We start from the raw sequence: 13,168 nt of genomic DNA, 5'->3' as shown, positions 1-13,168 counted from the left end.
ATAAATTGGTGTTTTTCCCATTTTCTCTTTCATTTTCCAGATTAATTGAATACCATGTAAATAGTATGAATTTGAATGGAGGCATCATTGATGAAAATAAGTATTTACATATTATTATTGTTAGTTTCAGCCGTCGTTGCAATTGGATGGAGCTGGAAGAGACTGTTGGATTTCAATACCTATAAAAAACCATTCTTGGAGGGAGTCGCTCTTCAATTTCTCTTTCTTCTTTTTGCATCTGTATGGTGGCTCATTACAGAAGATACTTCAGATGGGGTCATAGGAGTTTTCTATTATTTTCTTGCTTTCCTTACTATAATGGTCGTTCATGGCTTTACCCTTCACTATTTATTTTCTAAGAAAAAAATGCAGGAACGGGAAGAATGAGTGTGATCGGGGTAGATGCTGGAGGAACGTTAACCAAGGTCGTGTATGAGGAAAATGGGAGGCTGCATTATAAAACATTTACCAGTGAGCAGCAAGGGAGTGTGCTGCAGTGGCTTACAATCCCGGCACAAAATCATAAGCTTTATATAACTGGAGGGAAAGCAGAGAAGTGGGCAGAAGCTTTCCCTCAAGTACGTATTGTTGGAGAATTCAAAGCGGTATGCAGGGGAGCTAAACTTCTCCTTAAAGAGGAAAAAAATGACCTGAATCAGTTCATCCTCATAAATATAGGTACTGGGACGTCAATTTTTAAGGTTGATGAGAACGGATGTGAAAGGTTGCTTGGTAGTGGGTTAGGGGGCGGAACCTTAATGGGATTGGGAGGTTTACTGACTGGAGAATCTGACTATTACGAGTTGGTAAGGTTATCAAAGGAAGGCAAACGAGAACTAGTTGATTTATCAGTGGGAGACGTTTATGAGACAATGAATTCTCCGGTTCCTCAACATCTGACAGCTGCTAATTTTGCTAAAGGAGATTCATCTTCTAAGAAAGAAGACAAACTGCGGGCTCTGACTAATTTGATAGCCGAAACCATTATTCTGCTTGCATCTCAAGCGTCTCAAGCCCATAATATAGAGCATTTCGTATTTATTGGGAGTACGTTGAAATCAAATCCTGCATTAAAAGAGGACCTTATCCAATTTCAAGATATGTTATCCTACACCCCTCTTTTTCCTGAGAAAGGTGCATATGCTGGAAGTCTTGGAGCGTTTGATATTGGAAGGGAAGAAGAGCTTTCACAAAATAGACAATGAATATTTCCCCTGCTGATTGTTTTTTTATCCCCTTTTTACTAACATAGAATGGTAGAGAAAGAAAAAGTCGGAGGAGATAAAGATGTCAAAAACAAAACCATTCATTGTGGTGTTGACCATCATCGGTATTCTCCTTGCAGGTTGCAGTAATAGTAACTTTCAAGCAGAAACAGATTATGAGGTAAAAGAATTTTCTTATACGAATCAAAATAATCAAGAAGTCGGTTTGAATGATTTGAAAGGACAAGTCTGGATCGCAGACTTCATATTCACTAATTGTGAAACCGTTTGTCCACCCATGACATTTAATTTATCGAAGCTTCAAGAAAAGCTGAAAGATGAAGGGGTAGAGGATTACAAAATCGTTTCCTTCAGCGTAGATCCTGAAAATGATACACCGGACGCATTAAAAGAGTATATTTCAAACTTTGAAGCAGACACGAGTAAATGGGAACTGCTTACAGGCTATGAATTTGACGAGGTAAAGGACCTTGCGGAACATTCCTTCCGCTCGATTGTAGCCGATGATCCTAATTCCGATCAGATGATTCACGGTACCAGCTTCTACCTGGTGAATCAAAAAGGTACAGTCGTAAAAACGTATAGTGGCAATAGTGATGTACCATACGATGAAATTGTCGGAGATATGAAAACATTGATTGAAGAGGGATCTGAATAGACTTTATAAGAGGGAGAATCACAGAATTTCCGGTGATTCTCCTTTTTTATTATTGAAAGCAATTCCAAAATCAGGTTTTTAAGGATTATAATGATAAAAAGGGGAGCCGCTAAGTTAGGAATATATTACGGAAGGTTTATACCTGCTGGAACGGTGAAGCAGGATTATGATAAAGTGAAAGAAGCGCAATTAATATTAACGGGTAGCAGGTGAATAAACATTCGAAACTCAAAAGGTATGATGATACTTGATATAACCATAACCTTATTTATTTTGATATGGGTATTGAAATCTTTTTCAGATGGAGATGTATGGAAGGGAATCTTATTCGCCATTTGTTTTGCCTTAATGTCCGGCGTCCTATTTTTCCGGTTCAAAAAGAAAAGATAATGAGAGGGTGAGCGGATGGGGAAACAATATTATACGATTGGAATGGCCGGACATATTGATCATGGAAAAACCACTCTCACAAAGGCCCTTACTTCTGTCGATACTGATCGATTAAAAGAGGAGAGGGAGCGCAGCATCTCGATTGAGCCCGGGTTTGCCCGATTATTTCAAGATGAAGATATGGAGATTTCTGTAGTGGATGTTCCTGGTCATGAGCGGTTTATTCGCCAGATGATTGCGGGTGTGGCAGGGATCGATCTCGTTGTGTTAGTAGTAGCGGCAGACGAAGGGGTGATGCCGCAAACGAAGGAGCATCTTGATATACTGGCTCTACTAGGAATCACTCAAGGTATTGTCGTACTGACTAAAATTTCGAAAGTTGAAAAAGAACTAAGGGATTTGGCTCTCGAAGAAGTGATAGATGAGTTGCAGGGAACAGTGTTTGAAGGTGCTCATATCTTGAAGGCAGATAGTCTATCAGGAGAGGGTGTTGAAGAGTTAAAACAAATAGTCATTACTACACTAAAGGGAATGGCTTCGAAAAGTGTCGGAGGCGATTTTCGTTTGCCGATTGATCAAGTTTTTACTGTAAAGGGTCAGGGAACAGTCGTAAGAGGGACTGTATTTGAAGGGACCTTGGACACTGGAGATGAAATAATTATATTACCTCAAGGAATACATACGAAAGCGAAACAAATTCAAGCCCATCATAGGAAAGAGAGTAGTGCTTTTGCCGGTCAGCGTGCAGCGATAAACCTTTCTGGAGTGGATTACAAAGAATTGAAAAGAGGAAACGTGCTCGTTAAATCCACACATTTTACCGTGACCAATACGATTGATGTGTGCCTTAAAGTATTACATGAAGTAAACCATCCTATAAAACAAAGAATGCCAGTTGTGCTTCATGTAGGAACTTCTGAAGTGACGGGGAAGCTTGTATTTTTTGATCGAAATAAAGTCGATTCGGAAACCGAAGATATTCTATGTCAAATCCGACTTAATGAATCGATTGTAGCCAAAAGAGGTGATCGTTTTATATTAAGAAGACCCACTCCAATTGAGACTATCGGGGGAGGATGGATTATTCAGCCGAATGGTGGAAAATACAAATTCGGAGAGGAAACGTTGGCCCTTCTTCAATCTGAACGGCACGGTTCACCTGAGGAAAGAGTTCTAAGGCTGGTTGAACAATACAAATGTGTGGATGAAGGTTTCATAGTTAGAGAAGCATCAATGACTCATAAAGACTTGCGTGATATGCTGCAGGGTGATGATCAGTGGATTGTAATTTCTCAATCCAAGGTCACGCATAAGAAAATAGTGGATGAATGCGTGAATTCGATCGAACAGATTCTTCGAGGTTTCCATAAGGAGTTTCCTTTATTACAAGGGATTAATATTGGTGAGTTGAAGCAATCCTTAAAAAGGTACTCAGGAGCTTTAATGGACTTTGCGATAGAGCAGAGGCGTTGGAAAAAAAATAATGGATTTCTTTGTTTAGAGGAATTCATTCCTCATTTACCTCCTGAATGGGAGCAACGATGCAATCAGCTAATCACCTTACTAGAGGCCGATGGTACGCAAGTAAAAGACAAGGAAGAGTACTTTCATCAAGTTGGTATACCTGAAAAATGGCATTATGATTTTTATCATTTTTTTATCCAGGCAAAGAAAATCGTTCCATTGGATGATAAAAAGTCCTTTTCCTATCAAGTTTTTATGAAAACTGTTGAAGAATTAAAAGAAAAAACCGGCGAAACATTCGATATAGCAGATGCCAAAGCTGCTCTAGGATTATCCAGAAAATACTTGATCCCCTTTTTAGAAAAGCTGGATAAGGATGGTCTGACTTTAAGGACCCAAGGAATTCGTAAATGGATTAGAACTGGTATAAAGGGATGAGGTATGAATGAGGTTAGAAACTGTGATGTATACTTTAGTAATGATAAAGCGTGGGGATAAAGTGTTGTTATTAAATAGGCCGGAGAAGAAAGACTATCCTGGTTACATTGCACCGGGAGGTAAAATTGACTTCCCTGAAAGTCCTGCAGCAGGTGCAATCCGAGAAGTACGAGAAGAGACAGGTTTACAGGTAGAAAAATTAAGGTATAAAGGGTTAGATGAATACGTTGTACCAGAAAAGGGCTTTCGGTATATCGTGTATAATTACCTTGCCTATGAAACCAAAGGTGAGCTCCTGGAACACCCTCCTGAAGGTGAACTGGTTTGGGTCTCAAAGTCAGAAGCCTTAGATTTACCGATGCAGCATTTTTTCAAACGAAAATTCCCTTTGTTTTTCGAGGAAGGAACTTTTGAAATCCACACTTCCTGGAATGGAATGGATAAGGAGACTGCTGAGGTGACGATTCGCAACTTGTCATAATGCTTCTCTTTCAAACATATATCATCGTACATGAACAACTAAATCATCGTAGTAGCTTAGAGGAAAGTAGGAAAAGGAATCATGAAAGAATTATGGAGCGCATTTGGTTGGGTTCTTCCAATTATTGTGGTTGTGACGATTACCCTTATCTTTGCGGTCTCCTTTTGGAAGAAAAGAAAGGGTAAGGGCAGATGGATGAATTTACTGCCTGTTTTGTTTACGTGTATAACGATCGGAGCGATTTGTTTAATCACAATGACCCCATTGACGGGTGGAAATGTTTCAGAGGGATCTGTGAATTTTGATCCATTTTCTAATTTGAAGTTGAATTTAATTTACCGGAATCATTTAGATGTGCCCATTCGAAACTTGATGGCAAATATATTATTGTTTATTCCATTAACTTTTTTTATTGCTTGGTGGATGAGGCAGTCGAAACAGATTATTCTGATGGTGACATTTATCGGAGCACTTTTCTCCTTTGGAATTGAGTTTGCTCAATACTATCTTCCATTAGGAAGAGCAACCGATATTGATGATTGGATAATGAATACATTAGGTTCATTTATTGGTGGACTTCTTTTTGTGGTCGCACGCTTTATTTATAATCTATTGAGAATCAACAAGAAGATAAACTGAGGGTATTAACGTTATGTTAATGCTCTTTTTTATATATTTTGTATGGAAATGTATAGTCCTTCTCCTTATACAAAAGCTAACACTACATAAAAAGGAGGTGAGTTCTCTTGCTTAAAAAGGGACTTAAAGCAATTCTGATCACGTCTGCTTGCATTGGGATTTTGTTCCTCATTATGCACTGGGATGTGAAACAAGGTGTGAAAAACTATGCGAGAACTCACCCCATTACGGAAACCCTTTCTCATAAAGCTTCAATCGACGTCTACAATACCGGGAAGGACTTATATGAAAAGTTGTTTGCGGATATTAAAATAGCCGATGAGCTAGTTTGGATTCATTTTTTCATTATCAGGGACGACCAGATTTCCAACGAGTTTTTTGACTTGCTGATTGAAAAGGCTAAACAGGGGGTAGATGTTCGTTTGTCTGTAGACTTCCTTGGTTCAGATATTAAGAAGGAAAGTATAAGCAGGTTGGAAGAAGGAGGAGTGAAGGTTGTTAAAAGCAGGCCTTTATCCGTGAAGAATATTTTCTATTCCCTTCATCATCGGAATCATCGCAGGCTCGTTTCCATTGATCAAAGAATTGCCTATATTGGAGGCTTTAATATGGGTGATGAATATTTAGGGAAAGACCCGAAGCTTGGGTATTGGAGGGACTATCATATACGGTTGGAGGGTGAGGCAGGGGTTGAGGTGGCTCAGCAGTTTAAAAGGGACTGGATCGAGGATGGGGCAGAAAGTATGGAGAGCATACACACTACTCGTACATCAAATGAAAATGAGGGAAGCAGCGTTCAGTTCTTGTTCTCAACAGGAGACAGTATTGTTGATAAGACAGTAAACTGGATTAACAGTTCGAAAGAGAGTGTCACAATTACAACGCCATATTTTTTACCAAATGAGGACCTTATATCAGCTTTAAAGAAAGCAGTGAAGCGTGGGGTGAAAGTGAAGATCCTCATTCCGGACGATACAGATGCATGGTTCACGAAGCCTCCAAGTTACAGAATAGAGAAAACTTTGTTAGAGAGCGGAGTGGATTTTTATTTATATGAAAAAGGATTTTTCCACGGTAAAGTACTGGTCATTGATCATCAATGGGCTGATATAGGTACAGCCAATTGGGATCCAAGGAGCTTCTACTTAAATGATGAAAGCAACTGCATCATTCGCGACGCAAAAGTTGCAGCCGAGCTAGAATCACTCATCCATAAAGATATTAATGATAGTAAAAAATTGAACATGAAGGCTTTTAATGAACTCCCTGCCTGGGAAAAAGCGCTCCGTAAAACTCCTGATTGGGTATATTATTATTTCTAGGAATAAAAATTTTTATTGATTAAGAAAATATGGTAAAGTGATTTCATATCTTATAAAGAATACACCTTACTGAAGAAAGGGATTGTCCATGAGCGAGCTCTTGTTTATATCTTTGTTTATTCTTTCGTTATTGGCTTTTAAGTTTTTTAACGTGTTAAAGAAGAAACATATTTCAAAGTCTCACAAGTCTGTAGCAGTTAGTATCGTGATCTTTTCTGTTATCGGCATGATGTTGACGGTCCTCTTTTATCTTCCCAATGCATCTTAAAGAAAGCAACGTCTATACACTGTTTTAAGATATAAGGATTAAACACACGGGAGAAGCGTTCTTGTGTGTTTTTTTGTTAATAAAGATTGGTGGTCACTAATGGACAGCTATACATAGTAAGAAATTGTTCATCTAAACTTAGCTGCTTTCTTTCGGCAGTGAATTTGGTATGATAAGAGAAGGTTTATTTGATGTAAGCAACATTGTGACTTAAGCATAAATTGTCGAACATATAAATGTACGAAGGGAAATAAAGGAGAATATAGATGAAAGCTGCAATGATTTTTGACATGGATGGAACGTTATTTCAAACGATCAGTATTCTTGAAGCATCACTTCATGATACGTTTCAACGACTTAGAGATGAAGGAATGTGGAGAGGGGATACACCTCTTGAAATATACAGAGAAATTATGGGTGTCCCTCTTTCTGTTGTGTGGAAAACACTTTTACCTCGTCATCCCTTACATATACATGGGAAAGTGAATGATATATTTCATGAAAAACTGATTGATAATATACAGAAAGGAAATGGTGCTCTCTACCCACATACGGAGGAAATATTAGCTTATTTATCAGGGAGGGGCTTTCCGATTTTTGTGGCAAGCAACGGATATCCTCATTATTTAAAGGCGATCATCGAGTCCTTTCATCTGGATCAATGGATTTTGGACTGCTACAGCATTCAGGAAATACATTCAGATGACAAAGGGGAGTTGATTCGAAAAATCAAAGAGGATCATAATCTGACACATGGGGTTGTGATTGGAGATAGATTGTCTGATTTTAAAGGAGCAGAGGCAAATCACTTTCTTTCGATAGGTTGTGCGTTTGATTTTTCTCAGGAAAAGGAATTAAGTGAAGCGGATATTGTGATTGGAGATCTATTGGAGGTTAAAGAGTATTTAGAGGTAATGAAATAAAGGAGGGATCGGGATGGAGGATGAAAAACTAGCAGTCTTCGATGAATATGGTAACAGACTTGGAGTAGCCAGTCGTTCCGAGGTACATAAAAAGGGATATTGGCATGAAACCTTTCATTGCTGGCTTGCGCATTTTGATGAATGTAGTGGAGAGACCAATATTTATTTCCAGCTGAGAAGTGATAAGAAAAAGGATTTCCCCCGCTTGCTTGATATTACGGCCGCTGGACATATCTTGTCACAGGAGAAGATTGAAGACGGTGTGAGAGAAGTTCATGAAGAGCTTGGACTTCATCTTACGATAGATGAACTTCAATCATTAGGAATCGTAAAAGGGGAGTTAATTCAACGGGATATGATTGATCGGGAACTAACTCACGTATTCCTGTATTCCAAGCCGGTTGCATATGACGAATTTCAACTTCAGTCAGAAGAAGTGTCCGGTATTTTCCGTTCGACTCTTCAAGACTTTAAAGCGCTCGTTCAACAAACGAAAGAGGAAATCGCCGTAGAAGGATTTCTTACTAATGAAACAGGGGAAAAGGACTTCATTAAGCAGAGGGTGAGTTACCATCACTTTGTTCCACATAAAAGATCCTACCTTCTTGAAATTATTGAGCGCATATCGGCTCATCTTTAGAAATTAATTCGTACTTCCCATGGTCAATATGGATAATTAAGGCTATTATAGTAATCTAGTACATACATAATGTGATAAGAGAGTAGGAGGACACACTTGAACGGCACAGCACATATGGCAATTGGAGCAGCAACAGGATTTATTGTGGCCAACTCATTTGGATCTGGTCCTGACATAACGGCCGCACTTGTGGCAATAGGCGGGGTATCCGGACTCATGCCTGATATGGATATTGACGGACAGCTTAGTAACAAGGTTACTTTTTCACCAAAAATGATCAGAGCAGTGGCACAAATCATTGGTTTTTTAATGATGGTATACAGCTATCTTGAAGGAATTGGGAAAGAACGATGGCTTGGTATAGGATATGGTGCTGGAATGATGATTCTCTCAAGTTTCATTACCCAGAGAAGAATGCTGATGATTACAGGCATCGGTGTGACAGCATGCGGTTGGCAGTTTAATGAAACATGGTTATGGTTGTTAGGTATCTATATTTTCATAGCCTCATTCGTTTCACATCGAAGTTATACTCATTCTGTACTTGGAATCGTATATTATGGCATGATTGCTCATTATTTAGAGTCATCTTTAATGATAGATGGGGTATTTGAAGCATGTGTAATCGGATATGCCAGTCATCTGATCGCGGATATGAAATTTCTTCCTTTCAATAAGAGAGGGATAAAGCTTTTCCTTCCCCTTTCTACCAAAGAACTCTAAAATGTGTTTACGCCCTCTTGACCATTATTTCCCGATACATTAAAATAATGGAAACACTTTAAATAGTTAAATGCGATGAGGAAGAAGAGTAGACGAACGAAACATTTCAGAGAGCTGATGGCTGGTGAGAATCAGTATGGTGAAATCGTTGAATGGGCTTTTGAGCATCCAGGCTGAAATTAAGTAGGTAATGGCGGAAGGTCTCACCGATAAAAGAGACGATGTATCGAAGGCGACTTCTGTACAGATGAGTGCGTTTACTGAAGTGTAAGCGAATGAAGGTGGCACCACGGGTTTCCCGTCCTTTTTTAGAGGACGAGAAGCCCTTTTTGTGTTGATTTTTATTATTTTAAGCGGGGGGAATTTTTATGGAAAAACAAATTCTGACGGGGATTAAACCAACTGGCTATATTCATTTGGGGAATTATATTGGTGCAATCAAACCGGCATTAAAATTGGCAGAGAACAAATCCTACAACGCAGCATATTTTGTGGCGGATTATCATGGTTTAACGAAGATACATGATAAGCATGAAATGAAAGAACTATCTTATGGAGTGGCAGCAGCTTGGTTAGCATTAGGTTTGAATCCTGATCGAGCGATCTTTTATCGTCAATCCGATGTACCTGAAATCTTTGAATTGAGTTGGATCCTGTCTTGTTTTGCACCGAAAGGATTAATGAACCGCGCTCACGCATATAAATCATTGGTCGAAGAAAATACAGAAACCGGCAAAGATGTTGATGCTGGAGTCAACATGGGATTATTCACTTATCCAATACTAATGGCAGCTGATATCCTCCTTTTTCAAACCGAGGTGGTCCCTGTTGGTAAAGATCAGATACAGCATGTTGAAATTGCACGAGACATAGCTGAAAGCTTTAACAAACAATATGGAGAAATATTTGTCATCCCTGAATATGTCATCCAAGAAGAATCGGCAGTTCTCCCGGGACTGGACGGACGTAAAATGAGTAAAAGTTATAACAACACCATTCCATTATTTGAAGAACCAAAAAAGCTTCAAAAATTAATCAATAAAATCAAAACAGATTCTTCACCCCCTGAAGAGCCCAAGGATCCTGACAGCTCCGTCATTTTTGCATTATATAAAGAATTTGCAACCTCCGATCAAGTTAAAGAAATGAGAGGGAGATTTCAAGAAGGAATAGGCTGGGGAGATGCGAAAAAAGAGCTATTCCAAGTAATGAATTCTTTTATCGAAGAACCAAGGTCGAAATATGAAGAACTGATGGCGAGTCCCCATATGCTGGATGGGATCTTACAAAATGGAGCAAAAAAAGCACGGGAAAAAACAATCCCATTCATGAAAGAGATTAAAAGGAAAATAGGTATTTATCATTGAAATAGAACAGGGTGGTGAAGGGCAAAGATCATTTTGTTTTTCAGATAATTCATAATTCTCATTGACATTTTTTCTTCTTTGTTATAAGTTATGGGAAAGTTATTTTTCACAAAATCATATAGTTTCTTATCAAGAGAGGTAGAGGGACTGGCCCGAAGACACCTCAGCAACCAGCCGCGAGTTTTGGTATGGTGCTAATTCCAGCAAGTTGATGTCAACTTGGACGATAAGAGGGAGAACGAACGCACAAAACCTTCTTATTTTCATTAAGAAGGTTTTTTTGTTTTTTCCCTTTTCGTAATCAGGATAGAAAAGGAGAGAAGAATGTTGAAAAAACACATTGACACAATACTTGTCCAGGCAGGAAATCGGAAAGATCCTGCAACGGGTGCCGTAAGCCTGCCCATTCATTTATCGACTGCCTATGAACATAAAGGGATTGGGCAATCGACAGGCTATGATTACACAAGAACAGGAAATCCAACCCGTGCCACCCTAGAAGATACCCTCACTCAATTGGAGGAAGGACACAGAGGGTTTGCCTTCAGCTCGGGGATGGCAGCGATTCAGGCAATCCTTAGCTTATTTTCAAGCGGGGATGAATTGATTGTTTCGAAAGACTTATACGGAGGGAGCTACCGTTTATTCGCGCAGTATGAAGCACAATATAGTATCAAATTTCATTTCGTCGATACAAGTGATACCGGCTCCATAGAAGAACAAATTTCTAAAAGAACAAAGGCAATCTTCGTTGAAACGCCAACCAATCCATTAATGAATGAAGCAAGTATTTCAGAGGTTGCTGGACTCGCTAAGCATAACGGATTGCTTCTAATTGTCGATAATACCTTCTACACACCTATTCTGCAGAAGCCACTTACTGAAGGAGCGGACATTGTTATTCATAGCGCCACGAAATACTTAGGGGGACATAATGACGTGCTGGCAGGTGTTGTGATTGTAAACACAGAGGAGTTGGGGGAAAGAATATTCACCATTCAAAATTCAATCGGCGCGGTTCTCGCCCCTTTTGATTGTTGGCTCTTATTAAGAGGAATGAAAACCCTTAGTCTCAGAATGGCTCAGCACGAAAAAAACGCAAGAAAATTAGCGGAGTATCTTGATTCGCATGACTGTGTAACAGACGTTTTATATCCGGGAAAAGGCGGCATGCTTTCCTTTCGTATCGCAAGGGAAGAATGGGTTGCTCCCTTTCTCCAACACTTAAAAATTATTACGTTTGCTGAAAGTTTAGGAGGGGTCGAAAGCTTTATCACCTATCCGGCTACTCAAACACATGCAGACATTCCAGAAGAAGAACGAAATAGGTTGGGTATCTGCAACAGACTCCTGCGGTTCTCTGTAGGCATTGAATTTATTGCTGACCTTATTGAAGACCTGGAGAATGTTTTTCAACAATTGGAGAAAGAGGTGCTTACGTATGAGTAAAAAACCGTTTTCACTTCAGACGTCACTCATTCATTCTCATGGATTTGATAAAGAAACAGGAGCGGTCTCTACACCGCTTCATCATGCTACAACCTTTCATCAACAGGATTTTGATCAATATGGAACGTATGACTACAGCCGTTCAGGAAATCCGACAAGAGAAACCGTTGAAGAAACGATCGCGGAATTGGAAGGAGGAGTAAGAGGTTTTGCCTTTTCATCTGGAATGGCGGCAATCTCAACAAGCTTCTTATTATTGTCGAGTGGAGATCATGTTCTCGTATCAGAAGAAGTGTACGGTGGGACATACAGAATGATTACAGAGGTCCTCACTAAGTTTGGAATTGAATATTCATTTGTGAACATGAAGGATCTACATGAAGTAGCTTGTTCAATCAAGCACAATACGAAAGTGATTTATATGGAGACACCATCCAATCCGCTTCTGAATATCACCGATATTGAAGGAGTCGTTAAGCTTGCCAAGGCGAATGGATGTTTAACGTTTCTTGATAATACATTCATGACTCCCTTGCTGCAAAGACCGATCAGTCTAGGAGTGGATGTTGTTCTACACAGTGCCACGAAGTTTCTTGCCGGACATAGCGATGTATTGGCAGGGCTTGCGGTAACGGGAAATGAAGAGATTGCCGGGAAACTTGCTTTCTTGCAGAATTCGTTCGGAGCTGTACTCGGTGTTCAGGATTGCTGGCTGCTCTTAAGAGGACTGAAAACACTGCATGTACGTTTGAAGGAATCATCAGAATCGGCATATAAGATTGCGGCATTCTTAGAACATAGAAAGGAAGTAGAAGAAGTGTATTACCCGGGATTAAGCTATCATCCCGGTCGTGAAATTCAAGTTCGACAAGCAGAGGGTCCTGGAGCGGTTCTTTCCTTCCGGTTAAAAGGGGCAGAGGAAGTAAAGCAACTCATTCAAAATGTAAACATTCCTGTATTTGCCGTAAGTTTAGGAGCTGTTGAATCAATTCTATCCTATCCTTCAAGGATGTCACATGCTTCCATGCCAAAAGCTGAACGGGAAAGAAGGGGTATTACAGATGGTTTATTACGATTATCAGTAGGACTTGAAAACGTGGATGAATTAATTATCGATCTTCAAAAAGGTTTAGATAGTATACAAAAGATCAATCGAAACAACGTGATAAATTTATAAAAA

General features: G+C 39.4%; 13 protein-coding genes, 1 riboswitch and 1 other annotated feature. All 13 genes read left to right on the top strand.

The window, feature by feature from the left end:
• The first annotated feature begins 90 nt into the window (after positions 1–90).
• The 13 genes from ACQKFO_RS05900 (at position 91) to metC (ending at position 13,165) form a co-directional block, all read left to right on the top strand.
• The gene (locus tag ACQKFO_RS05900) at positions 91–387 is read left to right on the top strand and encodes a hypothetical protein (protein ID WP_149155638.1); all 297 of its coding nucleotides are present in this window, start codon (positions 91–93) and stop codon (positions 385–387) included.
• Positions 384–1,205, top strand: a complete 822-nt coding sequence (gene coaW / locus ACQKFO_RS05895; protein WP_427597401.1) for a type II pantothenate kinase — start codon at positions 384–386, stop codon at positions 1,203–1,205. The genes ACQKFO_RS05900 and coaW overlap by 4 nt, the downstream gene beginning before the upstream one ends.
• 82 nt (positions 1,206–1,287) lie before the next feature.
• A complete protein-coding gene (locus ACQKFO_RS05890; RefSeq protein ID WP_427597400.1) occupies positions 1,288–1,884 on the top strand; it encodes an SCO family protein in 597 nt (198 codons plus the stop codon).
• Between the two features lie 405 nt (positions 1,885–2,289).
• Positions 2,290–4,176: a selenocysteine-specific translation elongation factor gene (gene selB, locus ACQKFO_RS05885; RefSeq protein WP_427597398.1), complete on the top strand. Its 1,887-nt coding sequence runs from the start codon at positions 2,290–2,292 to the stop codon at positions 4,174–4,176.
• A 7-nt stretch (positions 4,177–4,183) separates the two neighbouring features.
• Complete coding sequence (locus ACQKFO_RS05880) at positions 4,184–4,657, top strand: NUDIX domain-containing protein (RefSeq protein WP_427597397.1); 474 nt, start codon at positions 4,184–4,186, stop codon at positions 4,655–4,657.
• 81 nt (positions 4,658–4,738) lie between these two features.
• Positions 4,739–5,296 (top strand): VanZ family protein, encoded by a 558-nt coding sequence (locus ACQKFO_RS05875; RefSeq protein ID WP_427597395.1) that lies wholly within the window; start codon positions 4,739–4,741, stop codon positions 5,294–5,296.
• A gap of 107 nt (positions 5,297–5,403) precedes the next feature.
• Positions 5,404–6,618 (top strand): cardiolipin synthase, encoded by a 1,215-nt coding sequence (gene cls / locus ACQKFO_RS05870; protein WP_427597394.1) that lies wholly within the window; start codon positions 5,404–5,406, stop codon positions 6,616–6,618.
• Positions 6,619–7,152: 534 nt separating this feature from the next.
• Complete coding sequence (locus tag ACQKFO_RS05865) at positions 7,153–7,809, top strand: HAD hydrolase-like protein (protein ID WP_427597393.1); 657 nt, start codon at positions 7,153–7,155, stop codon at positions 7,807–7,809.
• A gap of 13 nt (positions 7,810–7,822) precedes the next feature.
• On the top strand, positions 7,823–8,449 hold the full coding sequence (locus ACQKFO_RS05860; protein WP_427597391.1) for an NUDIX hydrolase: 627 nt from the start codon (positions 7,823–7,825) through the stop codon (positions 8,447–8,449).
• 96 nt (positions 8,450–8,545) lie between these two features.
• The gene (locus tag ACQKFO_RS05855) at positions 8,546–9,172 is read left to right on the top strand and encodes a metal-dependent hydrolase (RefSeq protein WP_427597390.1); all 627 of its coding nucleotides are present in this window, start codon (positions 8,546–8,548) and stop codon (positions 9,170–9,172) included.
• A 66-nt stretch (positions 9,173–9,238) separates the two neighbouring features.
• Positions 9,239–9,481: a binding site (T-box leader), on the top strand.
• Positions 9,482–9,540: 59 nt separating this feature from the next.
• Positions 9,541–10,539, top strand: coding sequence for a tryptophan--tRNA ligase (locus tag ACQKFO_RS05850; RefSeq protein ID WP_427597389.1), 999 nt, complete (start codon positions 9,541–9,543; stop codon positions 10,537–10,539).
• Positions 10,540–10,662: 123 nt separating this feature from the next.
• Positions 10,663–10,772: riboswitch (SAM riboswitch) on the top strand.
• A gap of 91 nt (positions 10,773–10,863) precedes the next feature.
• Entirely contained in the window at positions 10,864–11,988 is a 1,125-nt protein-coding gene (locus tag ACQKFO_RS05845; protein ID WP_427597388.1) for a methionine biosynthesis PLP-dependent protein, read from the top strand.
• Positions 11,981–13,165, top strand: coding sequence for a cystathionine beta-lyase (gene metC / locus ACQKFO_RS05840; RefSeq protein ID WP_427597387.1), 1,185 nt, complete (start codon positions 11,981–11,983; stop codon positions 13,163–13,165). Before ACQKFO_RS05845 ends, metC begins: the two co-directional genes overlap by 8 nt.
• Positions 13,166–13,168 lie beyond the last annotated feature (3 nt).

Origin of the sequence: Rossellomorea sp. NPDC071047 (assembly GCF_050270195.1) — a bacterium.
Classification (GTDB): Bacteria; Bacillota; Bacilli; order Bacillales; family Bacillaceae_B; genus Rossellomorea.
This window is presented reverse-complemented; position numbering and strand designations above follow the sequence as displayed.